The organism is Variovorax sp. PDC80 (assembly GCF_900115375.1).
Lineage (GTDB): Bacteria > Pseudomonadota > Gammaproteobacteria > Burkholderiales > Burkholderiaceae_C > Variovorax.
Window position 1 is genome coordinate 211,939 of the sequence record NZ_FOWG01000013.1, and the last position, 25,894, is coordinate 237,832.

25 protein-coding genes are annotated in these 25,894 nt (G+C 68.7%); 6 read left to right on the forward strand and 19 right to left on the reverse strand.

The features are described from left to right. Positions 1 to 29: 29 nt before the first annotated feature. The 4 genes from BM109_RS32030 to BM109_RS32045 form a co-directional block, all read right to left on the reverse strand. Positions 30 to 563 carry a fimbrial protein gene (locus tag BM109_RS32030; RefSeq protein ID WP_093352093.1) on the reverse strand — a complete coding sequence of 178 codons (534 nt, stop codon included), beginning with the start codon at positions 561 to 563 and terminating at the stop codon, positions 30 to 32. 119 nt (positions 564 to 682) lie between these two features. Next, positions 683 to 1,573 (reverse strand): response regulator transcription factor, encoded by an 891-nt coding sequence (locus BM109_RS32035; RefSeq protein ID WP_093352096.1) that lies wholly within the window; start codon positions 1,571 to 1,573, stop codon positions 683 to 685. 33 nt (positions 1,574 to 1,606) lie between these two features. Continuing rightward, a complete protein-coding gene (locus BM109_RS32040) occupies positions 1,607 to 2,371 on the reverse strand; it encodes a winged helix-turn-helix transcriptional regulator (protein ID WP_093352100.1) in 765 nt (254 codons plus the stop codon). After that, positions 2,368 to 2,988 carry a TetR/AcrR family transcriptional regulator gene (locus tag BM109_RS32045; protein ID WP_093352103.1) on the reverse strand — a complete coding sequence of 207 codons (621 nt, stop codon included), beginning with the start codon at positions 2,986 to 2,988 and terminating at the stop codon, positions 2,368 to 2,370. The genes BM109_RS32040 and BM109_RS32045 overlap by 4 nt, the downstream gene beginning before the upstream one ends. 383 nt (positions 2,989 to 3,371) lie before the next feature. Here BM109_RS32045 and BM109_RS32050 point away from each other — a divergent pair, with 383 nt between their 5' ends. Both BM109_RS32050 and BM109_RS32055 read left to right on the forward strand, forming a co-directional pair. After that, entirely contained in the window at positions 3,372 to 4,007 is a 636-nt protein-coding gene (locus BM109_RS32050; protein WP_093352105.1) for a TetR/AcrR family transcriptional regulator, read from the forward strand. Between the two features lie 148 nt (positions 4,008 to 4,155). Continuing rightward, positions 4,156 to 5,325 (forward strand): calcium:cation antiporter, encoded by a 1,170-nt coding sequence (locus tag BM109_RS32055; protein WP_093352107.1) that lies wholly within the window; start codon positions 4,156 to 4,158, stop codon positions 5,323 to 5,325. Positions 5,326 to 5,339: 14 nt separating this feature from the next. On the opposite strand, the gene BM109_RS32060 is transcribed toward BM109_RS32055, so the two are convergent. The 3 genes from BM109_RS32060 to BM109_RS32070 are packed head-to-tail and all read right to left on the reverse strand — an operon-like array spanning position 5,340 to position 7,716. Continuing rightward, entirely contained in the window at positions 5,340 to 6,332 is a 993-nt protein-coding gene (locus BM109_RS32060; protein WP_093352110.1) for a polysaccharide deacetylase family protein, read from the reverse strand. Between the two features lie 14 nt (positions 6,333 to 6,346). Next, positions 6,347 to 6,733, reverse strand: coding sequence for a 5-carboxymethyl-2-hydroxymuconate Delta-isomerase (locus BM109_RS32065; RefSeq protein WP_093352112.1), 387 nt, complete (start codon positions 6,731 to 6,733; stop codon positions 6,347 to 6,349). Positions 6,734 to 6,744: 11 nt separating this feature from the next. Next, a complete protein-coding gene (locus BM109_RS32070) occupies positions 6,745 to 7,716 on the reverse strand; it encodes a Bug family tripartite tricarboxylate transporter substrate binding protein (RefSeq protein ID WP_093352116.1) in 972 nt (323 codons plus the stop codon). Between the two features lie 105 nt (positions 7,717 to 7,821). Here BM109_RS32070 and BM109_RS32075 point away from each other — a divergent pair, with 105 nt between their 5' ends. Further along, the gene (locus BM109_RS32075) at positions 7,822 to 8,784 is read left to right on the forward strand and encodes a LysR family transcriptional regulator (protein ID WP_093352118.1); all 963 of its coding nucleotides are present in this window, start codon (positions 7,822 to 7,824) and stop codon (positions 8,782 to 8,784) included. A gap of 161 nt (positions 8,785 to 8,945) precedes the next feature. Here BM109_RS32075 and arsH read toward each other — a convergent pair whose 3' ends face one another. The 4 genes from arsH to BM109_RS32095 are packed head-to-tail and all read right to left on the reverse strand — an operon-like array spanning position 8,946 to position 11,756. Continuing rightward, positions 8,946 to 9,680 (reverse strand): arsenical resistance protein ArsH, encoded by a 735-nt coding sequence (gene arsH, locus BM109_RS32080; RefSeq protein WP_093352121.1) that lies wholly within the window; start codon positions 9,678 to 9,680, stop codon positions 8,946 to 8,948. Then, positions 9,649 to 10,080, reverse strand: a complete 432-nt coding sequence (gene arsC, locus BM109_RS32085) for an arsenate reductase (glutaredoxin) (protein WP_057596046.1) — start codon at positions 10,078 to 10,080, stop codon at positions 9,649 to 9,651. Before arsC ends, arsH begins: the two co-directional genes overlap by 32 nt. Before the next feature lie 33 nt (positions 10,081 to 10,113). Continuing rightward, positions 10,114 to 11,400, reverse strand: a complete 1,287-nt coding sequence (locus BM109_RS32090) for an arsenic transporter (protein ID WP_093352123.1) — start codon at positions 11,398 to 11,400, stop codon at positions 10,114 to 10,116. Between the two features lie 29 nt (positions 11,401 to 11,429). Then, positions 11,430 to 11,756 (reverse strand): ArsR/SmtB family transcription factor, encoded by a 327-nt coding sequence (locus BM109_RS32095; RefSeq protein WP_093352126.1) that lies wholly within the window; start codon positions 11,754 to 11,756, stop codon positions 11,430 to 11,432. A gap of 205 nt (positions 11,757 to 11,961) precedes the next feature. Between BM109_RS32095 and BM109_RS32100 the strand changes: the two genes are divergently transcribed. Further along, positions 11,962 to 12,252 (forward strand): co-chaperone GroES, encoded by a 291-nt coding sequence (locus BM109_RS32100; protein WP_057597714.1) that lies wholly within the window; start codon positions 11,962 to 11,964, stop codon positions 12,250 to 12,252. Positions 12,253 to 12,281: 29 nt separating this feature from the next. After that, on the forward strand, positions 12,282 to 13,934 hold the full coding sequence (gene groL / locus BM109_RS32105) for a chaperonin GroEL (RefSeq protein WP_057597713.1): 1,653 nt from the start codon (positions 12,282 to 12,284) through the stop codon (positions 13,932 to 13,934). A gap of 102 nt (positions 13,935 to 14,036) precedes the next feature. Here the strand turns inward: groL and BM109_RS32110 are convergent, their stop codons facing one another. Further along, positions 14,037 to 14,555 (reverse strand): Lrp/AsnC family transcriptional regulator, encoded by a 519-nt coding sequence (locus BM109_RS32110; protein ID WP_057597712.1) that lies wholly within the window; start codon positions 14,553 to 14,555, stop codon positions 14,037 to 14,039. 91 nt (positions 14,556 to 14,646) lie between these two features. On the opposite strand from BM109_RS32110, the gene BM109_RS32115 reads away from it, so the two are divergent. Beyond that, a complete protein-coding gene (locus BM109_RS32115; RefSeq protein ID WP_093352129.1) occupies positions 14,647 to 18,309 on the forward strand; it encodes an indolepyruvate ferredoxin oxidoreductase family protein in 3,663 nt (1,220 codons plus the stop codon). Positions 18,310 to 18,339: 30 nt separating this feature from the next. Here BM109_RS32115 and xylB read toward each other — a convergent pair whose 3' ends face one another. From xylB to BM109_RS32150, 7 genes are all read right to left on the reverse strand, one after another. Continuing rightward, on the reverse strand, positions 18,340 to 19,797 hold the full coding sequence (xylB, locus tag BM109_RS32120) for a xylulokinase (protein ID WP_093352131.1): 1,458 nt from the start codon (positions 19,795 to 19,797) through the stop codon (positions 18,340 to 18,342). Positions 19,798 to 19,833: 36 nt separating this feature from the next. Beyond that, the gene (locus BM109_RS32125) at positions 19,834 to 20,787 is read right to left on the reverse strand and encodes an AraC family transcriptional regulator (protein WP_057594072.1); all 954 of its coding nucleotides are present in this window, start codon (positions 20,785 to 20,787) and stop codon (positions 19,834 to 19,836) included. Positions 20,788 to 20,829: 42 nt separating this feature from the next. After that, the gene (locus BM109_RS32130) at positions 20,830 to 21,780 is read right to left on the reverse strand and encodes a carbohydrate kinase family protein (RefSeq protein WP_093352133.1); all 951 of its coding nucleotides are present in this window, start codon (positions 21,778 to 21,780) and stop codon (positions 20,830 to 20,832) included. A gap of 23 nt (positions 21,781 to 21,803) precedes the next feature. Next, a complete protein-coding gene (locus BM109_RS32135) occupies positions 21,804 to 22,475 on the reverse strand; it encodes a transaldolase family protein (RefSeq protein ID WP_093352136.1) in 672 nt (223 codons plus the stop codon). 113 nt (positions 22,476 to 22,588) lie between these two features. Beyond that, positions 22,589 to 23,377, reverse strand: coding sequence for an L-iditol 2-dehydrogenase (locus BM109_RS32140; RefSeq protein ID WP_057594075.1), 789 nt, complete (start codon positions 23,375 to 23,377; stop codon positions 22,589 to 22,591). Next, positions 23,374 to 24,756, reverse strand: a complete 1,383-nt coding sequence (gene dalD, locus BM109_RS32145) for a D-arabinitol 4-dehydrogenase (protein ID WP_093352138.1) — start codon at positions 24,754 to 24,756, stop codon at positions 23,374 to 23,376. The genes BM109_RS32140 and dalD overlap by 4 nt, the downstream gene beginning before the upstream one ends. Positions 24,757 to 24,844: 88 nt before the next feature. Beyond that, the gene (locus BM109_RS32150; protein WP_093352141.1) at positions 24,845 to 25,885 is read right to left on the reverse strand and encodes an ABC transporter ATP-binding protein; all 1,041 of its coding nucleotides are present in this window, start codon (positions 25,883 to 25,885) and stop codon (positions 24,845 to 24,847) included. Positions 25,886 to 25,894: the final 9 nt, after the last annotated feature.

Below are 25,894 nucleotides of genomic sequence, written 5' to 3' on the forward strand. Positions count from 1 at the left end.
ATCCGGCTGCCGCCGGACGGGTTCCGGATTTACTTGTAGGCGATCGTGAAGTTCGCGACGGCGTTGCCCGAACCGCTCTTGACGGTGTCCTTCTTGGTCGTCACGTAGCCAGCCTTGAACTGCAGCGAGAAGTCGCCCTTGCCCAGGCTGTAGTTGGCGGACGCCGCGTTGTTCGCGATCTGGCTGCCGGCGGAGTCGAGCACTTCGATCCCGACGCCGGCCGCCGGGTCGGTTTCGCCCAGGCCGACGGCCAGATACGCGGAGTTGTCGGCATGGGGCGGTCCGCTGAACGTCACCGTGGCGCCGGTGGCCGTTTCGCCGCAGTTCATCAGCTTGATCACGAAGGGCACCGGCGTGGACTTGGTGCCGTCCGCGGTGGCCATGTAGGCGGTGGAAATGGTGCCCAGTTCCACGTTCTGGTTCTTGCTCTCGCCAGCGATGGAGCAAGGCGCCTCGATGATCTTGCCTTTGAAGTTGACAGTGCCATCGATCGCGAAAGCGCTCTGGGCGGCGACACCCAACGCGGCGACAGCGACGATCTTTGCGATCGTGAATTGATTCATTTGTATTTCCTAGGAAATTAGATTGATAAATTAAGAGACCAGTGCCGAGATGGCGGAGCGAAGTCTATTCAGGAAAAACACGTCAAAAATTGAACTTTGACAATTGTTCAATATTGCAACTAAGGTATGACTGGCAATTCGGACTCCGATCGATCGCCACTCGATGTCACGACGCGCACCAGTCGGAATCCCTGCGCATAGACGCTTGCCAATTGCGCCCCGTTCTCGGGCTGCAATTTCAGCTTGACGCGCAATCGGTAGATATGCGTGTCGAGCGTTTTGGAATCGATACCGAGTTCCCGGCCCCAGATGGCCTTTTCGAGCATGGTTCGCGTGACGAGCTTGCCGACATTGCGGAACAGATACAGCGCCAGATCGAACTCCCGGCGCGACAACTTGACCGGCTGGCCGTACAGGCAGAGATGACGCGCGGGAAGGTCGATGGCATAGACACCCACGCGCAATACATCGCTGGGGAGCTCGAGGTGCGGATAGGCGCGCCGGGCCAGCGCCTGTATGCGCGCCGCGAACACGGAGCGATGCGCGGGCCTCGGCAGGACATCGTCGACACCGGCCGCATACAGGGTGGCGATGACGTCTTCACGGAGTTCCGTGCTCAGGAGCAGGACGGGGGGCAAGACACCGACCCGCGCACGGATACGCTCGATCAACAGGCAGGCCTTCTCGGCGGAGAAACGGTGCAGGTCGAGGACGAACAGGCCGGCATTTCCCGTGTCGTCCTTCTCGACGGAATGAACGTCGAGCGCCATGGTGCGAATCGAATAGCCGAGGTCCACGAGCAAGCTGGCGAGCGCCTCGGCCTGTGCCGTATCGTCGCCCAGCAGCGCAATCTGCAATGGCTGCTCAGCGCAGCGCTCTTCTTCGGAGTCCATCTCGATGCGGTGCGTCGAAACACTCCATTTGTCGCTCTGGGGCATTTCGGCTTTGCGCGACAACGCGCGCGCATGACCGCCATGAAAGCCACGAGAGATGGAACCCTGCCAAAACATACTGTCTCCTGCGTCTGCAAAACACCAATACCGTCACCCTGACCGCGCTTCCGAGGGGGGATTCAGGGCCACCAGGCGGTAGCCGACCCCATAGATCGTCAACAGCCTCACCCCCTTCTCCGGCCCCAGCGAAAGCTTTCTTCGCACGCGGGTCACGTGCACGTCGAGCACCCGCGAACCGGGACTGGCGGGCCGGTCGAAGAGTTGCGCTTCGATCTCCGCACGGCCGATGACCTTGCCGAGGTTCTGGAACAGGATCAGCGCCACCTCGAACTCGCGTGGCTGCAGGCGGACTTCCACGCCATCGACCAGCACCACGCGCGCCTGCCGCTTGAAATGGAAGCTGCCCCAGATCAGGTCTTCCTCGACCGGCGGCGCGTTGGTGCCGTTCCTGCGCGAGTGCAGCAGCCGCAGGCGCATGGCCAGTTCGGCACCGTCCACCGGCGCCGTGGCGAACTCGATCCGTTCGCCGTTGATCGATTCGTCGTCGAAGGTGGACGCGAGCTCCAGGGCATCGCGCGAGACGACCACGAGGATCGGCAGCTTCACCATGCTGCGCAGATTCACCCAGCGTCGCGGGCTCCACGCCTTGTCGGCACAGGCGATCAGCGCGTCGTAGCGGCGGCCCGAGGACAGCGAGTCCCACAGGTTCTGCACCGAATCGAAGGCCGCCGAGGCGAACCCCTGCGAATCGAGTGCATCGCGCAACGCGCCTCGGTTGCGGTCGTCGCCGAAGACCAGCGCCAGCGAGGAGATGGATCCCGGGTTCGAGAGCCCGGCGTTCGTCGTCGGGCTCATGCGTACGCTCCAGGCGCCGCCGATTCGGAGCTCGGGACCAGCTCGGCCACGAAGCGCCGGACGCTTTCGCGGACCACATCGAGGTCCATGTCAGGCTCGCGCGACGCGCGCAGCACCACGCCTTCGACGAAGCATTGCAACGCAAACACCCGGCCGCGAATCTCCGCCTCGGGCAAAGAGCGGTTGGCCTGGCGCAGGCGGGCCTGCAACAGGGCGACGAGCGCCTGGCGTTCGCGAATCACGGCCTGCGCGTTGGCGCCGGCCACGCGTGCCCGGCGTGTGCCCTCCGCGACCGCTTCCAGCATGAATGCCGCGTTTGCCGCGCCGGTGGAGCGCCAGCAGCGCATCCGGTCGCAAACGAAGGCCGCCACGGCCTCGGGGGTGAGCTCCGTCAGGCTGCCGAGCCCCAGCCCCTGCAGACGGTCGAGCAAGGCCAGCACGATGTCGTCCTTGGTCGCGAAGTGGCGACGAATCTCGTCAGGACTCGTTTCGGCCGCATCGCAGATGCAGACCATCGATACGGCCCGGATGCCACGCTGCGCGAAGCACGTGGCCGCCACCGAAAGAATGCGGTTGCGCGATGAACTTTCATCGTGCGCACCGCCCGCTTGCTTCATCCCTGTTTCCTGTACCACTTGAATCCTTTCGACGCATGCTGAACAGACAGAATCTGTTGCATTGAAGAGAGTGAATATTCATTTTTTCTTAGGTTAACCTACTGGCTCTTTCTGGAGGGCCCAGTCCGCCTGATTCCTAGGGGAAAGCAACAACATTCACGCGAAAACCGGAACTAGTTCTCGATACTTTGCTTCTGCGTCATCAAATTGTCGGCAACGTCCCTCTTCGTGAAAGATGGCTCGGTCCGGTGCCGGGAATGGCGCCAATCCCCCTTGCCAGCGACCGGCACCCCTCACAACATGAATGAATGTTTATACTTTCAAGACTTTCATGAACGTCGACGCCACCCCCTCATGCAACACCACCCTCAAGGAATTCCCGAGTGAATAGCACGACCAAGCGCTCGTCCCCCAAGAGCGAACTGCGGGCGGAGTCGCAGCGACAGAGGATCCTGAAGGCCGCCAGGGAGTGCTTCATCGAGGACGGGCTGCATGCGGGCACCATCGCCCGCATCAGCGAAGCGGCACAGATGAGCCCGGGGCTGATCTATCGCTACTTCGCGAGCAAGGAAGAGATCGTTCTCGCGCTCATGCACCAGCAGATCAGCACCGGCAACGGGGTGAACCTGGTGGGCCTGCCGCCGAAGGTCGTGACCACGCGCATCTGCGAATACCTGCGCCGCTGGCTGGCGGGCGATCCCGATGTGCCGAGCGCCACGCTGATCCTCGAGATGAGCGCCGAGAGCACGCGCAACGAAGCGATCGCGCAGCAGATCACCAAGGTGGACGGAGAAGCCAGGACATCGCTGGCGGACTGGCTGAGCGATCTCCTCGGCAAGTCCGGCGCGGCCTTGAGCGAGCAGGAGATCGGGATCCGCGTCCTCACGCTCGAATGCTTCGTCGAGGGCCTGTTGATTCGCGCGGTGCGCGAGCCGAAGCTCGACATGGAACGCGTCGAGAAGAGCCTGGACGGCCTCATGGCCACCCTGGTGCACCCCGCGCTGGGCAATGCAACTTGATGGCGTTGGGCCGCGGACGGTGCGCCTTTCACCCGGTGTTGCCTGTGATAGAGTGCCTCCAGCGCGCCTGCCGCGCTCGCCTTTGGGGACGACTCCAAGACGCGATCACCGTTCGGGGACGACCCTGCGCTTCTGCTGAAGTTCAACCATGGTCACTCCTCGCAAACTGCCGCCTCCGGGCGCTGCCCTCCAACCTTCCGTTCCGCCATCGACCTGGCTGCTGCTGATCGCCGCCTGGGCCGTCGTCGGCGCGTTCACCGTCTTCGGCGCCGGCTGGCTCGGCCCCTCGATGACACCGGTCACGGCGGGCATCGCGTTCGCGGCGCTGTTCGTCACGATCCTGGCCGCGTCCTTCGGCGTGGTGAAGGAAGCCGACCATCTCGCGCATGCGCTGGGCGAGCCCTACGGCACGCTGATCCTCACGCTGTCGATCGTGCTGATCGAGGTGGTGCTGATCGCCTCCGTGCTGCTGGGGCCGGGCGACTTCCCCACCATCGGCCGCGACTCGATCTTCGCCGTCATGATGATCATCATGAACCTCGTGATGGGCCTGTGCCTGATCGCGGGCTACGGCCGCAACGGCCATCAGGGCTACAACGCGCAGGGCACCGCCTCGTACCTGTCGATGGTGGTGCTGCTGGCCAGCATCGCGCTGGTGCTGCCGAAGTACCTGAGCGGCGCGGGCGAGTTCACGACCTTCCAGGCCATCGGCATCACGGCGGTCACGGCCGTGGTCTACGCGGTCTTCCTCGGCCTGCAGATGCGAAGCCATCGCAAGCTCTACATGGAACCCGCACCGGGCGTCGATGCCGATCCGGCCCGCCATGCCGTCGGCCTGCTGCCCCAGCCCGCGCGGACGGACACGAAGTTCCTCGTGCTGCGCTCGGCCCTGCTGATCGCGCTGATCCTGCCGATCGTGCTGCTGGCCCACCATCTCGCGGTGGTCACCGACTACGGCATCGCGGCGGCGGGCGCGCCCACCGCCCTGGGCGGCGTCCTGATCGCCATCATCGTGTTCACGCCCGAGTCCATCACGGCCGTGAAGGCCGCGATGAACAACGAGATGCAGCGCGCCATCAACCTGTGCCTGGGCGCCTTCGTCTCCACCGTGGGACTGACGGTGCCGGCCGTGCTCGTGATCGGCCTCGTGACCGGCAAGCAGGTGATCATGGGCATCTCGAACATGGAGACGGTGCTCTACATCGCCACCGTGGCGCTGGGCATGCTGAGCTTCAACGGCCAGAAGACCTCGGCGGTCCAGGGCTGGATGCACCTGGCGCTGTTCGCGATCTTCGGGCTGCTCCTCTTCAGTCCCTGAGCCGGGGCTCCCGCTCAATAGGTGCGGCTCGGCACGCCCGACATCGACAGCGCCCACTGCGCGATCCGGTCCTTGCGTTCGAAGGCCACGCCCGGGTGCTTGTTCGCATAGGCGAGGAACTCGCCCAGCGCCTTCACGCGCGCGGGCGTGCCGCCGATGCGGTCGTGGGTGGAGATCGACATCATCCGGCGGCGTCCGGCCGCCTCGGCATAGAGCTGGTCGAACTCGTCCTTGAGCTCCTGGCCGAAGGCCGCGGCCGTGAGCGGACCCTCCGCGCCGAAGCGGGCGATGTCGTTCATGCGCAGCGTGTAGGGCACCACCGCGAAGGGCTTGCCGTTGACCTGCGTCGTCATCGGCTCGTCGGCCGAGAGGTCGTCGATGTGGTACGTGAAGCCCAGTTCCTGCAGGATGCCGAGCGTGCGTGGCGTGCCGCGCAGCCAGAACGCGTTGTAGCCCGCGGGCCGGGTGCCGGTGGCCTTGACCAGCGCATCGATGTTGGCCTGGTAGGAGGCGCGCTCCTGCTCGGGCGAGATGTCCCAGTGCGGGGTCCAGGTCTGGCCATGCGCGGCGGCTTCGTGGCCGCGCTGCACGATCTCGCGCGCGAGCTGCGGGTTGCGCTCGACCGCCTGGCCGGTCATGTGCGAGGTCACCTTCACGCCATGCCGGTCCCACAGGTCGAGCAGCCGCGGGATGCCTTCGCGCACGCCGTATTCGAACCAGGTGCGCGCCGGCAGGTCCGGGTACTTCGCATCCATGGGCGGAAACGGCGAGCCGTTGTCGTGCTCGCTCTGCGCGCCCGACTCGAACTGCATCGACACCGAGATCACGAGCCGCGCGCCGTTCGGCCAGTGGCGGCCGGTGCCGGCCGTGGCTGCGGCCTTCGGTCGCGCCTGGGCCCGCGCTTCGCCGGCCGCGAGGCCGGACAGCGCGGCGGCCGCCACCGTGCCCGCGCCGCCGCGCAGGATGTTGCGGCGCTCGAGGCTGCCGATGGAGGGGTTGGCGTTCATCTGGAGGATCCCTTTCATGGATGGTGGGGGTTCGACGGCGGGTTCCACTGCTGCTTCCAGTAGTTCGCCTTGGGGTGTTCGCGCAGGAACACGCAGCACTGCACCCATTGGCCGGGCGACAGCGCCTCGACCGCGCGGGACAGCACCGTGAACGCGGTGTCGGCCATCCGCTGGCTCACCTCGCTCGCACGCGGATTCGTGAGCACCAGCGTGGCGATCAGTTGCTGCGCGCCGGGCTCGTCGCCGCAGAGCTCGGCCACGATGGGTTGCACGCGCGATTTCAGATCGCCGAGCGCGGCCGATCCGCTGTCCGCGAGCGCGCGGTGCAGCGTCCGCAGGGTCTGCGGCCAATCGATGGCCGCGAGCAGAGGAGGCGATGCCTCGACAACGATGTGGGGCATGGCGCGCGACCTCAATCCAGCTTGATGCCGGCCTCGCGGATCAGTTGCTGCCAGCGGATGCGCTCGCCGGCCATCATCCGCGCGAAGGCCTGCGGCGAGCTGTCGACGGCGATCGATCCCAGTTCCGCGAGCTTGTCGCGCGTGTTCTTCTGCGCCAGCGCGCGGCCCATGTGATCGACCAACCAGGCCTGGCGTTCGCTCGGCGTGGCCGCGGGCGCGACGAAGCCGTACCAGCCACCGATCTGCGCATCGACGCCGCTCTCCTTGAGCGTCGGGACCTCGGGCAGCGCGGGGATGCGCGCGGGGCTGGTCACGGCGAGCGCCTTGAGCCGTCCCGACACGATGTGCTGCAGCACCGCCGGCGTGGCCTCGAACAGCAGTTGCACGGTGCCGCCCATCAGATCGTTGAGCGCCGGCGCCGAGCCGCGGTACGGTACATGCAGGATCGACACCTGCGCCTCGCGCTTGAAGAGTTCGGCCGCCAGGTGCTGCGGCGTGCCGTTGCCCGCCGAGGCGTAGGAGTAGCGGCCCGGCGCCTTGCGCAGCACCTCGAGCGCCGCGCGCAGGTTCGGCGCGGGAAACGAGGGATGCGCCACCATCACCAGCGGCACCGACGCGGCCCAGGCCAGCGGCGCGAAGTCCTTGGCCGGGTCGTAGTTGAGCTTGGGATAGAGCGCCGCATTCGCCGCCATCGGGCCGAGCGCCGCGAGCAGCAGCGTGTGGCCGTCGGCCTCGCCGCGCGCCACGGCTTCGGTGCCGATGTTGCCGCCCGCGCCGCCGCGGTTGTCCACGAGCACCGTGGCGCCGCTCTCCGTCTGCAGCGCATGCGCCATCAGGCGCGAGATCGCGTCGGTGGTGGCGCCGGCGGGATACGGGCAGACGATGCGGATCGGCTTGGAGGGAAAGGCCTGTGCGTGCGATGCGCCGGCAAGGCCGGGGATCGCAAGGGCCGCGCTGGCCTGGAGGAAATTTCGTCGCTGCATGAATCGGTGCTTCCTGATGTCTCGTCTTGGGAAGCAGTTTCAGAGCATGCGCCGGCCACGGCAAATCGCATTTTTCGGCATACCCCATCGGATAATCCGATCGCCATGACCGCACGCCCTAGCAGCCGCGCCCAGCGCGCACGCGATCCCCTCGAGCTCGTTTCGCTGCGGCAGCTGCGCTACTTCAGCGCCGCGATGCGCGCGCCCAGCTTCAACGAGGCGGCGCGCGAATGCTCGATCTCGCAGCCCGCGTTGTCGGAACAGATCGCGCTGCTCGAACAGGTGCTGGGCGTGCCGCTGTTCGACCGCACCGGCGGCCGCGCGGTCCCCACGCTGTCGGGGCACGAACTCGAACGCCGCATCGCGGGCAGCCTGCTCGAGCTGCAGTCGGCCTTGCGCGAAGTGCCCGAGCGGGCCGACACCATCTCGGGCCTGGTGCGCGTGGGACTCGTGCAGTCCTACGGCGCCTGCTGGGTGGTGCCGGTGATGCGCGCGGCGCAGGCGCGCTGGCCCGCGCTGTCCGTGGCGCTGCGGCGGCGCACCGCGCACGCGCTCGAGGAAGGCGTGCTGCGCGGCGACTTCGAGTTCGCGGTGAGCTTCGATCCGCATCCCCATGCCGACCTCGAGATCGCGCAATGCTTCGTCGAGCGGGCCGTCGCCGTCGGCGCCCCGCCACGGCGCGCGCGGCGGCTCACGCTGGCGCAGCTCGCGCCCTGCAGGCTCGCGCTGCTGCCGAGCGAATACATGATGCGCCGCGAGCTCGACGCGGCCTTCGCCTCGCAGGGCCTCAAGCCGCAGGTCCGGCTCGAATCGGATGCGCTCGAAGACCTGGTGGCGGCCGCGCGCGAGAGCGGCATGGTCGCGATCCTCAACGCCGCGGCCGCATCGAGCCTGGCGGTGCACGACGCGGTGCCGATCGACTGCGTCGAACTGCAGCGCAAGGCCTGCCTCGTGCGTTCGCGCACGCGCCATCACACGAACGCGTCGCGCCATCTCTGGGATGCGCTGGTCGCGGGCGCGCCGGCCCTGCCGTCGGGCTGGACCGCGCCCGGCAAGGCACGGCGTTAGGAGTCTGCGCGGCAGAAGGCATCGAAGCGAAACGCGCGAAAAACGAGGACAGCGTGGTGATACCGACAAGCCCATAGCTGGGCTATGGGCGCAGGCGGGATCGCCGCGATGGACCGTTTTCTCGCGCGTTGCAGCCGATGCGGCTTCTGCCGCGCAGACTCCTAGATGCTTCGCAGGTTCACGCGCCGCGACAGGGCCTCGGCACTCTCGCGCCGCTCGCTGTAACGGTCGACCAGATGGCCGGCGCAGTCGCGCGTCAGCAGCGTGAACTTGACCAGCTCCTCCATGACGTCGACCACGCGTTCGTAGTACGGCGAGGGCTTCATACGCCCGGCTTCGTCGAACTCGAGGTAGGCCTTGGCGACCGAGGACTGGTTCGGGATGGTGATCATGCGCATCCAGCGCCCGAGCACGCGCAGCTGGTTCACCGCATTGAAGGACTGCGAGCCGCCCGACACCTCCATCACGGCCAGCGTCTTGCCCTGGGTCGGCCGCACGGAACCGACCGACAGCGGTATCCAGTCGAGCTGCGCCTTCATGATGCCGGTCATCGCGCCGTGGCGCTCCGGCGAACACCAGACCATGCCTTCGGACCACTGCGCGAGCGCGCGCAGCTCCTGCACCTTCGGATGGTCCTCGGGTTCGCTGTCGGGCAGCGGCAGGCCGCGCGGATCGAAGACGCGAGTCTGCGCGCCCAGCGCGCGCAGCAGCCGCTCGGCCTCTTCGGTCAGCAGGCGGCTGTACGAGCGCTCGCGGACCGAGCCATAGAGCAGCAGGATGCGCGGCGCGTGCGTCGAGCGCTCGGCGGGCCACAGCTGCTGTGGGTCCGGCAGCCGGAAGGCCTCCGCATCCAGGTTCGGCAGGTCAGGGCTTGGCGACACGCTGGCCTTTCGCATCGATGACGGGCTCGCCGTCTTCCTTCGAGAACGCGCCGCGCTGGGCGTGCGGCAGCAGGTCGAGCACGGCCTCCGATGGCCGGCACAGGCGCGTGCCCAACGGCGTGACGACGATCGGGCGGTTGATGAGGATCGGGTGCGCGAGCATGAAGCCGATCAGTTCCGCATCGGTCCACTTCGCATCGGCCAGCCCGAGCTCGTCGTGGGGCGTGCCCTTCTGGCGCAGCAGGTCGCGCACGCCGATGCCCATGTCGGCGACCAGTTGCTCGAGCGTTGCGCGGTCCGGCGGATGCTTGAGGTACTCGATGACGGTCGGCTCCTCGCCGCTGTTGCGGATCAGCGCGAGCACGTTGCGCGAGGTGCCGCAGTCGGGGTTGTGATAGATCGTGATGTCGCTCATGGATGGGAGGGATGTCGCTGGTGAGAAAGCAGATCAGCCGAAGCTCAGGCGCAGTGCGAGCGCGGCGAGGGTCAGGGCGAGCACGGGCACCGTCATGACGACGCCCACCTTGAAGTAGTAGCCCCAGCCGATGGTGATGCCCTTCTTCGCGAGCACGTGCAGCCACAGCAAGGTGGCGAGGCTGCCGATCGGCGTGATCTTCGGGCCCAGGTCGCAGCCGATGACGTTGGCGTAGACCATCGCCTCCTTCACCACGCCGGTGGCGCCCGAAGCATCGATGGAGAGCGCGCCGATCAGCACCGTCGGCATGTTGTTCATGACGGAAGACAGCGCGGCCGCCAGGAAGCCCGTGCCCAGAGCCGCGCCCCAGATGCCGCCTTGCGCGAACACGTCGAGCAGCGTCGAGATCTGCTCGGTCAGGCCGGCATTGCGCAGGCCGTAGACCACCAGGTACATGCCCAGCGAGAACACGACGATCTGCCAGGGCGCGCCGCGCAGCACCTTGCGCGTGGCGATGACCTCCCCGCGGGCCGCCACGGCCAGCAGCAGCAGCGCGCCAACGGCCGCCACGGCGCTGACCGGCACGCCGAGCGGCTCCAGGCCGAAGAAGCCGATGAGCAGCAGCGCCAGCACGACCCAGCCCGCGCGAAAGGTGGCCGGGTCGCGGATGGCATCGGCCGGGCGCTTCAAGCGGCTGGCGTCGTAGCGCGCGGGGATGTCGCGGCGAAAGTAGAGCAGCAAGGCCAGCAGGCTGGCGACCACCGCCGCGAGGTTGACCGGCACCATCACCGCCGCATACGCGTTGAAGCCGATCCCGAAGAAGTCGGCCGAGACGATGTTGACGAGGTTCGACACGATCAGCGGCAGGCTCGCGGTGTCGGCGATGAAGCCGGCCGCCATCACGAAGGCCAGCGTGGTGGCCGGCGTGAAGCCCAGTGCCACCAGCATGGCCATCACGATCGGCGTGAGGATCAGCGCGGCGCCGTCGTTGGCGAACAGCGCCGAGACGGCCGCGCCGAGCAGCACGATGAAGGCGAACAGCCGGCCGCCGTTGCCGCCGCCCCAGCGCGCGACGTGCAGCGCGGCCCATTCGAAGAAGCCGGCCTCGTCGAGCAACAGGCTGATGACGATCACGGCGATGAAGGTCCCGGTGGCATTCCAGACGATCTGCCAGACCCGCACGACGTCGGGCAGATGCACCACGCCGAGGGCCAGGGCCACCAGTGCGCCCAGCGCGGCGCTCCATCCGATGCCGAGGCCGCGGGGCTGCCAGATGACGAGCACCAGGGTCGCGAGAAAGATGAGAACGGCGGTGAGCATGGGGCGAGGAAACGATGCGGCGCCGACCGTCAGCAGTCGCAGGACGCGCCTTGCGCATCGACTTCGCAGGGCTGCCCCTGGCAGCAGTTCTCGCTCAGATAGGCCAGCAGCCCGTTCATCTGGTCGAACGAGGCGCGGTAGATCAGGTGGCGTCCCTGCCGCTCCTGCGACACGAGGCCCGCGCGGCCCAGCTCCTTGAGGTGGAACGACAGGCCCGTGGCCGGAACGCCCAGCGTTTCGGTCAGCGCGCCGGGCGTCATGCCCTGCGGGCCGGCCACGACCAGCGCGCGAAACACGCGCAGGCGCACGCTCTGCGCGAGGGCCATGAGGGCGCGGATGACGGCTTCTTCTTCCATATTTCAATCATCGTTGAAATATTGAATCGTGGCAACCGACTTCCCGCGCAACCCGCCCCGGCGCTTGAAACCCCGGCGATTGCCCTTATGATTAGCACTCGCTGTGGTTGAGTGCTAACAAGCCTCGCCTCCAGTCGACGGGCAACCGGTCCTGCAGGATGGGCGCCCAAAAAACCACCACCCAGTTTCTTATCCAGGAGATGCAATGAAACTTCGTCCTTTGGCCGATCGCGTGATCGTCAAGCGTATCGACAGCGAAACCAAGACTGCCTCGGGCATCGTCATCCCCGACGCCGCCGCCGAGAAGCCCGATCAGGGTGAAGTCCTGGCCGTGGGCCCGGGCAAGCGCAATGACAAGGGCGACCTGTCGGCCCTGACCGTGAAGGTCGGCGACCGCGTCCTGTTCGGCAAGTACAGCGGCCAGACCGTCAAGGTCGATGGCGACGAGCTGCTCGTCATGAAGGAAGACGACCTGTTCGCGGTCGTCGAGAAGTAATCCACCCATCCTATTCGGAGTAAACAAACATGGCAGCAAAAGACGTCGTCTTCGGCGGAGAAGCCCGCGCACGCATGGTCGAGGGTGTGAACATCCTGGCCAACGCGGTCAAAGTGACCCTGGGCCCCAAGGGCCGCAACGTGGTGCTCGAGCGCTCGTTCGGCGCCCCCACCGTGACCAAGGACGGTGTGTCGGTCGCGAAGGAAATCGAACTCAAGGACAAGCTGCAGAACATGGGCGCCCAGCTCGTGAAGGAAGTGGCTTCCAAGACTTCGGACAACGCCGGTGACGGCACCACCACCGCGACCGTGCTGGCACAAGCCATCGTGCGCGAAGGCTTCAAGTACGTGGCCGCCGGCATCAACCCGATGGACCTGAAGCGCGGCATCGACAAGGCCGTGACGGCCCTGGTCGAAGAGCTGAAGAAGGCTTCGAAGCCCACCACCACGTCGAAGGAAATCGCTCAAGTCGGCTCGATCTCGGCCAACAGCGACGAAACCATCGGCAAGCTCATCGCCGACGCGATGGACAAGGTCGGCAAGGAAGGCGTGATCACCGTCGAAGACGGCAAGTCGCTGGACAGCGAACTGGACGTCGTCGAAGGCATGCAATTCGACCGCGGCTACCTGTCGCCCTACTTCATCAACAACCCCGAGAAGCAATCGGCGCTGCTCGACAACCCCTTCGTGCTGCTGTTCGACAAGAAGATCAGCAACATCCGTGACCTGCTCCCCACGCTGGAACAAGTCGCCAAGGCCGGTCGTCCGCTGCTGATCATTGCCGAAGAAGTCGAGGGCGAAGCCCTGGCGACGCTGGTCGTGAACACGATCCGCGGCATCCTGAAGGTCGTGGCCGTCAAGGCGCCTGGCTTCGGCGACCGCCGCAAGGCCATGCTCGAAGACATCGCCATCCTGACGGGCGGCAAGGTCATCGCCGAAGAAGTCGGCCTGACCCTCGAGAAGGTGACGCTGGCCGACCTGGGCCAGGCCAAGCGCATCGAAGTGGGCAAGGAAAACACCATCATCATCGACGGTTCGGGCGCTGCTGCCGACATCGAAGCCCGCGTGAAGCAAGTGCGCGTGCAGATCGAGGAAGCGACCAGCGACTACGACCGTGAAAAGCTGCAAGAGCGCGTGGCCAAGCTGGCCGGCGGCGTTGCAGTGATCAAGGTCGGCGCTGCCACCGAAGTCGAAATGAAGGAAAAGAAGGCTCGCGTCGAAGACGCCCTGCACGCCACCCGCGCTGCAGTGGAAGAAGGCGTGGTTGCCGGTGGTGGCGTGGCCCTGCTGCGCGCCAAGCAAGCCGTGGGCGACCGCGTGAAGGGCGACAACGCCGACCAGGACGCCGGCATCAAGCTGGTCCTGAAGGCCATCGAAGCCCCCCTGCGCGAAATCGTGAACAACGCCGGCGGCGAAGCCTCGGTGGTGGTGAACGCGGTGCTGGCCGGCAAGGGCAACTACGGCTTCAATGCCGCCAACGACTCGTACGGCGACATGCTCGAGCTGGGCATCCTGGACCCGACCAAGGTGACCCGCACCGCGCTGCAGAACGCCGCTTCGGTGGCCTCGCTGCTGCTGACGACCGAAGCCATGGTGGCTGACGCTCCGAAGGACGACGCTCCTGCCGGCGGCGGCATGCCCGACATGGGCGGCATGGGTGGCATGGGCGGCATGGGCATGTAATTGCCTCTCGCCCGGCGAGCGCTTCGGCGTTCGACGGGCGGGTCGTTCAGACACGACGGAAGGCCGGGGTTCGCCCCGGCCTTTTTCTTTGGGCGCGCCGCTTCAGCCGCGCGCCCTGCGCCGCGGCCCCGCCGCGGTCGACGCCATGTCGATCGGCAGCGGCGCATCGGCCTTGACCTCGCGCAGCACGATCGCCGAGCGCACGTGCGTCACGCCGGCCTGCTCGAACAGCGTGGTGTGCAGGAACTGCTCGTAGTGCTTGATGTCGGGCACCAGCACCGTGAGGATGTAGTCGGCCGGCCCGGTGGCCGAGGCGCAACGCACCACCTGCGGGCTCGCGGCCACGGCACGCTCGAAGTCGCGCACCTTGGCCTCGCTGTGGCGGTCGAGGTTCACCTCCGTCACGGCGGCGAGGTTCAGCCCCACCTTCTCGCGGTCGACGATCACCGTGTAGCCGCGGATCACGCCGCTGGCCTCCATGTCCTTGATGCGGCGCCAGCACGGCGTGGGCGACAGCCCCACCGCGTCGGCGATCTGCTGCACGGTCTGGCGCGCGTCGCGCTGCAGCTCGTCGAGGATGCGCAGCGAATGATGGTCGAGAGGGATGAATTCGTCGTTCATGGCGATTTTCGAGATGGATATTCCTGATTCCAGGGTCACCCTGTAGTGATTCAAGAGAATATTCCTCCTGAGCGAGAACAACAATCTCGCAATGAATTCGAATGACCTCTCTTCGGCCGCAGCCCCCACCCGCGCCGCCGAAACCGCCGCCACGACCACCCTCGCCCGTCCGGGCTACCAGCTCGACTACAACCTCTGGGCGAACTCGGGCGTGGTCTTCCTCACCGGCACGCAGGCGCTGGTGCGCCTCTTGTGCATGCAGCGCCAGCGCGATGCCGCGCGCGGCCTCGACAGCCGCGGCTTCGTCAGCGGCTACCGCGGCTCGCCGCTCGGCATGGTCGACCAGGCGATCTGGAAGGCCGGCAGCCGCTTCGAGCAGGAGGGCGTGCGCTTCGTGCCCGCCATCAACGAGGAGCTGGCCGCCACCCAGGTGCTCGGCACCCAGCGTGTGGAGTCCGATCCCGAGCGCGAGGTCGAGGCCGTGTTCGGCATGTGGTACGGCAAGGGCCCGGGCGTGGACCGCGCGGGCGACGCGATCAAGCACGGCAATGCCTACGGCGCCTCGCCCAACGGCGGCGTGCTGGTGGTGGCGGGCGACGACCACGGCTGCGTGTCCTCGTCGATGCCGCACCAGTCCGACCAGGCCTTCGCGGCCTGGGGCATGCCGGTGATGCAGCCGGCCAACGTGGCCGAGCTGGTGGAGTTCGGGCTCTACGGCTATGCGCTCTCGCGCTACTCGGGCACCTGGGTCGGCATGCCGGCGCTGTCGGAGGTGGTCGAGAGCTCGAGCACGGTCGACCTCGACCTGATCCTCGCGCGCAGCGCCGCCTGGCTCGATGCCGACGGCGTGCGCGAGGCCACCGGCCACCGCGCGCCGGCCGACGGCCTGCACTACCGCTGGCCCGACCTGCCCTCGCTGCGCATCGAGTCGCGGCTGGCCGACAAGCACGAGGCGGTGGCCGCGTTCGCGCGCGTCAACAGCATCGACCGCGTGGCGGTCGAGAGCCCCGAGGCCCGGGTCGGCATCGTGACCTGCGGCAAGGCCCACTACGACCTGATGGAGGTGCTGCGCCGCCTCGAGATCTCCACCGAGCGCCTGGCCGCGGCCGGCGTGCGCATCTACAAGGTGGGCCTGAGCTTCCCGCTCGAGCAGACGCGCATGCGCGCCTTCACCGCGGGCCTGGCCGAGGTGCTGGTGATCGAGGAGAAAGGCGCCTTCGTCGAGAGCCAGCTGCGCGACATGTTCTACAACGCGCCGGCCGACGCACGCCCGGCGCTGGTCGGCAAGCACGACCGCGACGGCCGCCCCTTCATCTCGGCGCTCGGCGAACTGCGGCCCTCGCGGCTGATCGAGCGCGTGGCCGAATGGCTCGAGCGCCACGTCGGCGGCGCCGACGGCATCGGCCGCCCGACCGAGCGCGTGCGCGACTTCACGCCGCCCGACCTGCTGGCCAACGCCAGCGATGCGGTCAAGCGCCTGCCCTACTTCTGCGCCGGCTGCCCGCACAACACCAGCACCAAGGTGCCCGAGGGCTCGACCGCGCGCGCCGGCATCGGCTGCCACTTCATGGCCAGCTGGATGGAGCGCGGCACCGCGGGCCTGGTGCAGATGGGCGGCGAGGGCGTGGACTGGATCTCGCATTCCAAGTTCACGCGCGTGCCGCACGTGTTCCAGAACCTCGGCGACGGCACCTACTACCACTCGGGCTACCTGGCGATCCGCCAGGCGGTGGCGGCCAAGGCCACCATGACCTACAAGATCCTGTTCAACGACGCGGTCGCGATGACCGGCGGCCAGCCGGTGGACGGCGTGATCTCCGTCGACGCCATCGCGCGCCAGGTCGAATCGGAAGGCGTGGCGCGCGTGGTGGTGGTCAGCGACGACATCCGCAAGTACGACGGCCAGAAGGACCGCTTCCCGGCCGGCACCGGCTTCCACGACCGCAGCCTGCTCGACACGGTGCAGCGCGAACTGCGCGAGGTGGCGGGCGTCACCGTGCTGATCTACGAGCAGACCTGTGCCGCCGAGAAGCGCCGCCGGCGCAAGAAGGGCGAACTCGCCGATCCGCCCAAGCGCCTGTTCATCAACCAGGCGGTGTGCGAAGGCTGCGGCGATTGCACGGTGCAGAGCAACTGCGTGGCCGTGGTGCCGCACGAGACGCCGCTGGGCCGCAAGCGCCAGATCGACCAGACCCACTGCAACAAGGACTATTCGTGTGCCCAGGGCTTCTGCCCGAGCTTCGTGGGCGTGACCGGCGCCTCGCTGCGCCGCAAGGCCGGCGCGCTGCAGCGCGAGAAGGACGCCGTGCTGGCGCGCGCCGCCGCGCTTCCGCAGCCCCCGGGCCACGACTGGGACAACGCGCCCTACGACCTGCTGGTCACCGGCGTCGGCGGCACCGGCGTGGTGACCGTGGGCGCGCTGGTCGCGATGGCCGCGCACCTCGAGGGCAAGGCCGCGAGCGTGCTCGACTTCATGGGCTTCGCGCAGAAGGGCGGCTCGGTGCTGAGCTTCGTGCGCATGGCGAGCCATCCCGAGCGCCTGAACCAGGCCCGCATCGACACCCAGCAGGCCGATGCCGTGCTGGCCTGCGACCTCGTCGTCGGTGCCTCGCCCGAGGCGCTGCAGGCGGTGCGCCACGGCCGCACGCGCATCCTCGCGAACCTGCACGAGATCCCGGTCGCCGAGTCGCTGCGCAATCCCGACGCCGAGCTGCACATCGACCTGCTGCTCGAGAAGCTGCAGTTCGCGGCCGGCGAGGAGCAAGTGAAGACCTTCGACGCGCAGGCGCTGGCCGAGGAGTTCATCGGCGACACGCTGGCCGCCAACATCCTCGCCGTGGGCTATGCATGGCAGCTCGGCCTGGTGCCACTGGGCTTCGAGGCGCTGATGCGCGCCATCGAACTCAACGGCGTGGCGGTCGCCGCCAACCGCCTGGCCTTCGCGCTGGGTCGCATGGCCGCGGCCGATCCCGAAGGGCTCAAGCGCCTGGGCGACACGCTGCAGCCCGCGTCGGCGATGGACCTCGCGAACGCGGCCGACGGCAACGACCTCGAGGCCATCATCGCGCGCGGCGTGGCGCATCTCTCGGGCTACCAGAACGCCGCCTGGGCGCGGCGCTTCGAGACCCGCATCCGCGCGCTGCAGCAGCGCGAGTCGGCGCTCGGCGGCGATGCCTCGCTGCCCTTCACGCGCAACGCGGCGCGCAGCCTGCTCAAGCTCATGAGCTACAAGGACGAGTACGAGGTGGCGCGCCTGTACACCGACGGCAGCTTCCAGCGCAGCTTGATGGAACAGTTCGAGGGCGAGAAGATCAAGCTCGAGTTCCACATGGCGCCGCCCTTCCTCGCACCGCCGAAGAACGGCCAGGCACCGCGCAAGATCCGCTTCGGTGCCTGGATGCTGCCGGCGATGCGCGTGCTCGCGCGCGGCAAGGCGCTGCGCCACACGCCCTTCGATCCCTTCGGCCGTACGCAGGAGCGGCGGCTGGAGCGCGAGCTGATCGCCCACTTCGAGGCCCGGCTCGACGAACTGGTGCAGGACATGGCGGCCGCCGACCAGAAGCTGCTGGCCGACATCGCCGCGCTGCCGATGACGATTCGCGGCTACGGCCACGTGAAGATCGGCAACCTCGCGCTGGCGCGTGCGCGCGAAGCCGAACTGCTGCACCGGTTGCGGCCGCAGCGCTATCCGGCGCCGGCCTCGACCAAGGCCGCGGGGCAGATCAAGGGCATCGCGATCGTCGCGGCGCACTGAGGCGCCAGCCCCTCTCCCCCATGGGAAGGGTCAGGCCTCGAACGACGCACGCAGCAGCGGATAGAGCTTGCGAAAGCGCGCATGCCGCGCGCGATGCCCCGCCGCGGCCTCGGCCTTCGGATCGAAGCGCTGCCGCACCGCGGGCGCGGTGCACACCGCGGCGATCGCACCGCCATCGGCCAGCCAAGCCAAGCGCGCGGCACCCAGCGCGCCGCCGGCCTCGCCGCCCTCGGCCAGCGTCAGCGGCACCTCGAGGATGTCGGCCAGCAGTTGCGCCCACCAGCTGCTGCGCGCACCGCCTCCCACCAGCGCCAGTGCGCCCGCGGGCCGCGCCAGCGTGTCGAGCCCGTCGCGCAATCCGAAGCTCACGCCCTCGACCACCGCATAGGCGATGTCGTCGGCGCCGTGCGCCTGCGTGAGCCCGAACAGCACGCCCTGCGCGTTCGCGTTGTTGTGCGGCGAGCGTTCGCCCGACAGGTAGGGCAGGAAGATCGGCGCGCGCGCACGCGCCGCGTCGTCGAGCCGCGCGGCCGCCGCCAGCAGCGTGGCCTCGTCGCCGAAGCCCAGGTGCCGCGACGCCCAGCTCACGGCGCTCGCGGCCGAGAGCATCACCGACATCTGGTGCCAGCGGCCCGGCAGCGCGTGGCAGAAGGCATGCACCGCCTGCGTGGGATTCGGCTCGAAGCGGCTCGAGGCCACGAAGATCACGCCGGAGGTGCCGAGCGAGACGAAGCCCTGCCCCGGCTCCACGATGCCCATGCCGACCGCGCTGGCGGCGTTGTCGCCCGCGCCGCCGGCGATCTTCACCTCCGCGCCCAGGCCCCAGCGTTCGGCGAGCGCGGGCTTCAGCGTGGCCGAGACTTCGCTGCCTTCCACCAGCCGCGGCATCTGCGCACGCGTGAGGCCGGTGGCCGCGAGCAGTTCGTCGGACCAGTCGCGCGCACCGACGTCGAGCCACAGCGTGCCGGCCGCATCGGACATCTCTCCGACCGCCTCGCCGCTCAGCATGAAGCGCAGCCAGTCCTTGGGCAGCAGCACGCGCGCCACGCGCGCGAAGAGCTCGGGCTCGTGCTCTCGCACCCAGAGCAGCTTGGGCGCGGTGAAGCCCGGCATCGCGAGGTTGCCCGCGATCTCGCCCAGGCGCGGCACCGCGCGCGTCAGCGCCTCGCACTGCGCGCCGCTGCGACCGTCGTTCCAGAGGATGGCCGGGCGCAGCACCTCGCCGGCCGCGTCGAGCAAGGTGGCGCCGTGCATCTGGCCCGACAGCCCGATGGCGCGCACCTGCGCGAGCGCCACCGGCTGGTCGGCGCGCAGCTGCGCCATCACCTGCTCGAGCGCCTGCCACCATTGCGCGGGCGATTGTTCGGACCACAGCGGATGCGGCCGGTCCACGGTCAGCGATGCGCGCGCCACGCCGACGATGCGGTGATCGTCGGCGAGCAGCAGCGCCTTGAGCTCGGACGTGCCGAGGTCGAGTCCCAGATACAAGAGAAGCTCCCGGTGGGTTTGGATGAAAGGCGGCGTTCAGGCCATGCCGTTGCCGAAGCGGGTGTCCGCCTGGCGGCGGAACTCGCTGGGCGTCATGCCCTTGATCTCGAGAAAGCGCCGGTTGAAGTTCGCCACGTTGTTGAAGCCGACCTGGTAGCAGATGTCGGTCACGTAGTGGTCGGTCTGCATCAGCAGGTGGCAGGCGCTGTTGATGCGCACGCGGTTGACGAAGTCGGTGAAGCTGTTGCCGGTGGAACGCCGGAAGAAGCGGCTGAAGCGGCTCTCGCTCATGCCGAGCTCGGCGGCCAGGTCGGCCATCGAGAGCTGCTCGGTCATGTTGTTGGTGATGCGGTTGACGATGCCGTTGATCTGGTCGACCTGCGCATCGCCGTCGGCGCCCTGCGCGCCCTGCATCTGCACGCTCGACAGCAGCCGGTAGTCGGTGCACTGCGCGAGGTCGGCCAGGAAGCCCAGGAACAGCCCGAGCCGGCGCACGCCGCGCGCGGCCTTGATGTCGTCCCAGTGCTGCTGCGCCTGCTGCGAAAGGCCGAAGAACTCGATGCCGTGGCGCGCGCGCTCGAGCAGTTGCATGACCTCGCGCAGCTCGGGAATCTGGGCCGCGGCCTGCTCGATCGGCTCGTGGCGGAACTGGATCACGCGATCCCGCCCGGCCGCGCCGCCCTCGGGCACGTCGAGCGAGATCCAGTTGTGCGGCAGCCGCGGGCCGCACAGCACCAGGTGGCCGGGCTGGAACGGCCCGATCCAGTCGCCGATGAAGGCCTTGCCCGAGGTCTCGGTGATCAGGTGCAGCTCGTAGTCCTCGTGGAAGTGCCAGCGCACCAGCGGGCTCGGGAAGCCGTGCGCCAGGCATCGCACCAGGCCGGTCTCCTCGGGCGCCTCGTAGCCCAGCGAGGGCGAGCGCGCGAAGTCGCGCTCCAGCTCGGGCTGGCGCTGGCGGGGAATCGAACGCTTGCGGGTGGTGGTGGTCATGGCTGCATGCTCGCTCGCGGGCCGCGCCCGCTGCCAGAACGACTAGCGATTGTCTCCCTGCGCCAGCGCCGCCTGCACGGCCGCCAGCACCGGTGGATCGGCACCCTCGCGGGTGCAGTTCAGGGCCGCGGCGGTGGCGGCGAAGCGCATCACCGCGCGCCAGCCGTCGTCGCCGAGCGCCGCGAGCTGGTCGCGGTGCTCCACGCCCTGGTCGAGCAACGCGACCGACAGGCCGGCCGTGAAGGTGTCGCCGGCGCCGATGGTGTCGACCACCTGCACGCGCGGCGCGGCCACCGACAGCGGCACCTTGCCCGCGCGCCAGAGCGTGGCGCCCTCGCCGCCGCGCGTGACGATGACGGCGCGCGCGCCCGTGGCCAGGATCTCGGCGGCCAGCGCATCGACCGGGCGATCCGGCGCGAGCAGCGCGGCGTCCTCGTCGCTGAGCTTCACCAGGTCGGCCATCGCGAACCAGTTGGACACGCGCGCTCGGTAGGCCGCGAGGTCGGGGATCAGGCTGGGCCGCACATTGGGATCGAACACGATCACGCAGCGGCCCGCGTTGGCGCTCACCAGGTCGGCGATGCGCGTCGCGGCCGGCTCCTGCAGCAGTGAGATCGAGCCGAAGTGCAGGAAGCGGCAGTCGGCCGGCAGTTGCGGCAGCGGCTCGGGCGCCCAGGTCGCGTCGGCGCTGCCGTGCGTGTAGAAGGCATAGCGGTTGGTCTGCGGCGTGCGCTCGACGAAGGCCAGGGTCGAGGGCGCGCTGCTGCGCAGGATGAAGCCGGTGTCGACGCCGTTGCGTTCGAGGAAGCCCATCAGCCGCTCGCCGAACAGGTCGGTCGACAGCTGCGTGAAGAAGCCGGTGTGCTGGCCCAGCCGCGCGCAGGCCACGGCCGTGTTGAGCGGCGAGCCGCCCTCGTGGCCGAGGAAGGCCAGCGCGCCGGCCTCGCTGGCGGTGAAATCGATCAGGGCTTCGCCCGTGAGTGCAATGCGCATGGTGAGGACAGGATTTTCTTCGGTCAGTTCAGGGCGCCGGCGTCGTCCAGGAAGCCGCGTTCGGCGGCCAGGGTGGCGGGATGGTCGAGCAGTTCGGCGAACAGGCGCGGCGGGATCGTGATGGCGCCGACGCCCAGCGCGAGCAGCGACAGGTAGGCCTCGCGCGAGCGGATGCTCGCCACCAGCAGCCGCGTGCCCGCCGCGGGCCGCCGCGCGACCAGCGACTGCATGCGCGCGATCAGCGCGAGCCCGTCCTGGCCGGCATCCTCGAGCCGCCCGAGGTAAGGCGCCGCATAGGCCGCGCCGAGCTGCGCCGCGAAGTGCGCCTGCTCGGGCGCGTAGACGGCGGTCCAGGTCACCGGCACGCCCTGAGCGATCAGCCGCGCGCCGGCCACCAGGCCCTGGCGCGTGGCGGGAATCTTGATGACGAGCTGGCCGGCGTCGAACTTCGGCAGCAGCGCCTGCGCGTCCTCGAGCATGCCGTCGACCTCGCTCGAGTACACCTGCGCCTGCACCTGGCGCGCGCCCAGCTCGATGCAGCGCTGCAGCAAGCCGGGCACGTCGGCGCGGCCGACACCGGCACGCTGGAGCAAGGTCGGGTTGGTCGTCACGCCATGGACGACCGGGTGCGGCAGGCAGGCCCGCAGCGCCGCGAGGTCGGCGCTGTCGAGGTAGAGATGGAAATCGTCGTTCATGGATCGCGTGCGGCGGAGGTCGGCTATCTTCTCACCGGGCGGCCCGCGCTTCACCGCGGTGAAGACAAGCGCTCCGATACTTTCCTGACTTCACTGCAGCATGCATCGCCATCTCAGCTCATGACGTTGCCGCCATCGACGTTCAAGGTCTGCGCCGTGATGTAGCGCGCCTCGTCGCTGGCCAGGAACACGGCCGCGCCCGCGATGTCGCCCGGCAGGCCCATGCGGCCCAGCGGCACCTCGAGCCCCACGCGCCGCTTCTTCTCGCCGAGGGCCAGCCCCTCGGCCCTGGCGAACAGGCTGTCGACCTGGTCCCACATCGGCGTATCGACCACGCCGGGTGCGATGCCGTTGACGCGGATGCCATGCGGCGCCATCGCGAGCGCCGCGCTCTGGGTGTAGCTGATCACGGCCGCCTTGGTGGCGCAGTAGTGCGACACCAGCGCCTCGCCGCGTCGCCCCGCCTGCGAGGCCATGTTGATGACCGAGGCGCCGCGGGTGCCGGCCTCGACCATGTGGCGCAGCACGGCCTGCATGACGAAGAACATGCCCTTCACGTTGACGGCGAACAGGCGGTCGAACGAGGCCTCGTCGCTGTCGAGCAGCGGCGCGAGATCGAACACGGCGGCGTTGTTGAAGAGCACGTGGATCGGCCCGAAGGCCACCTGCGCCTCGACCAGCAGGCGCGCGATGGCCTGCATGTCGGTCACGTCGGCCGCGATGTAGGCCAGGCGGTCGGGATGGCGCTGCTGCAGTGCGCGCACCGCCTCGGAAGGGGCTGCAGCGCGATCGACCACGCTGCAGCGCGCGCCCTCGGCGATGCAGGCTTCGGCGACCGCCAGGCCGATGCCGCCGCCCGCGCCGGTCAGCAGCACATGGCGGTCCTGCAGCCGGGTGCTCATGCCTTGTCGCCGATGAAACTCGCGACACGCCTGCTCGCGCGGCGCACCGCATCGACCAGCCGCGCATCGCCCGCGATCGGGCCCCACAGGCCCGCGTCCGCGCACAGCGCGACGACCGGGTCGGCCGCGTCGCAGATGGCATGCGCCACGGCTTCGTCCATGCCCTGGTCCTGGTAGGCATAGGGCAAGGTGCCGCGGTGCCAGCGCTGCAGGAAGGCCAGGAACAGCGCGGGCAACATCGCCACGCTGTCGATGGGCTGGCCCGCGGCCAGCCGCTCGCGCACGGTGGGTGCGATGAAGCCCGGGATCTTCGAGAAGCCGTCGGCGGCCACGCGCTGGTTGGTGTCGCGGATGGCGGGGTTGCCGAAACGGTCGAGCACCACGTCGCGGTAGGCCGCGAGGTCGATCGGGCTCGGGCTCAGGCAGGGAATGACGTCGTCGCTCACGTAGTCGAAGGCCATCTTGCGGATGGCGGCGTCGTGCGTGCCCTCGTGGATGAAGCCGAGGCCCACCAGCGTGCCGGCCCAGGCGATGCAGCTGTGGGTGGCGTTGAGGATGCGGATCTTGGCCTCTTCGTAGGGCTGCACCGAGTCGACCAGTTCGACCCCCACGCGCGCCCAGTCGGGGCGGCCGGCCGCGAAGTCGTCCTCGATGACCCACTGGATGAAGCTTTCGCCGGTGATCGCGGCCGCGTCGTCGCGACCGGTGGCGGCCTGCACGCGCGCGCGCAGCTCGGGCGGCGGGCGCGGCGTGATGCGGTCGACCATGGCATTGGGGCAGCGCGTGTTCGCCTGCGTCCAGGCCAGCAGCTCGGTATCGCCCGCGCGCTCGATGAACTCGAGCAGGCCGGCGCGGAAGCGCTCGCCGTTGTGGCGCAGGTTGTCGCAGTTCAGCAGCGTGAGCGGGCCCGCATCGGCGGCCTTGCGCGCGCGCAGGATCGCGCAGACGGCGCCGTAGATGGTCACGCCCTCGCCGCCCGCCTCGCCCTTCGCGGCACGCGCGATGTCGGTGGCGAGGTCGGCGAAGGCCAGGTCGAGCCGGCCCTTGGTGTCGAGGTAGTAGCCGGCCTCGGTGACGGTGAAGGAGACGATGCGCGTCGAGGGCGCGGCGCCGCGCGCGATCGGGCCGGCGAGCGAGGGCTCGTAGGGCAGCACCTCGCGGATGGCCTCGATCTGCTCGTAGCGGTACTCGCCCGCGGGCGACACGGTCTCGAGCGTGTAGCGGCCGCCCTGGGCGCGCAGCGCCTCGACGACCTCGGCCATGTCGGGCCGGATGTTGGCGCCCGAGATCGACCAGCGCGTGTCGCCCGCGTCGATCAGCCGCTGCAGGTAGACCGCCTGGTGCGCCCGGTGGAACGACCCGAGGCCGAGGTGGAGCACCGTGAACTCCGAGGGAGCGGGTGGAAGGGGCGCTGCTGCGAGAGTCACGAAGAATGTCCCGGAAGAGGAATGAAACGAGAGAAGAGGTTCAGGCCGCGACCGCGCGCCCGTCGCGCGTGAACAGGTGCAGCACCGAGGGATCGAGCTCGACCGCCACGTCGTCGCCGGCCTGCAGCGGCGTGCGATCGTTCTGGCGCGCCACCAGCGGCACGCCGCCCACGTCGACATGGATCAGCGTGTCGGCGCCCAGCGCCTCGATCAGCTCGACGCGGCCCTGCACATCGGACACCGGTGCGCCGGCCTTCGCATGCACGCGCAGGCCCTCGGGCCGCACGCCGAGGAAACCGTCGCTCGGCAGCCGGCCGCCGGTGGCGGCCGAGAAGCTCGGGATGGCGCTGGCCGCCACCATGTTCATCGAGGGCATGCCGATGAACTGCGCGACGAACTGGTTGGCCGGGCGGTCGTAGAGCTCGAGCGGCGTGCCGACCTGCTCGATCAGCCCGTCCTTGAGCACCACCACGCGGTCGGCCAGGGTCATGGCCTCGACCTGGTCGTGCGTGACGTAGATGGTGGTCGCGCCGAGTGCGCGGTGCAGCTTGTGGATTTCCACCCGCGTGTTGCCGCGCAGCGCGGCGTCGAGGTTGGACAGCGGCTCGTCGAACAGGAACACCTTGGGCGCGCGCACGATGGCGCGGCCGATGGCCACGCGCTGGCGCTGGCCGCCCGAGAGGTCCTTGGGCAGGCGGTCGAGGTACTGCGTGAGGTTCAGCGTCTTCGCCGCATGCTCGACCTTGGTCTTGATCTCGGACTTGCTCGTGCCCGCGAGCTTGAGCGCGAAGGACATGTTGTCGTACACGCTCATGTGCGGATAGAGCGCATAGCTCTGGAACACCATCGCGAGGTCGCGCTTGCCCGAAGGCGCCCAGGTGATGTCCTTGCCGTCGAGCAGCAGGTTGCCGCTGCTGATCGGCTCGAGCCCCGCGATCAGCCGCAGCAGGGTCGACTTGCCGCAGCCCGAGGGACCGACGAAGACGATGAACTCGCCTTTCTGGATCTCGAGGTCGACGCCCTTGATGATGTCGACTTCGCCGAAGCTCTTCTTGATGTTCTTCAGTTGGAGGTAGGCCATGGGGTGTCT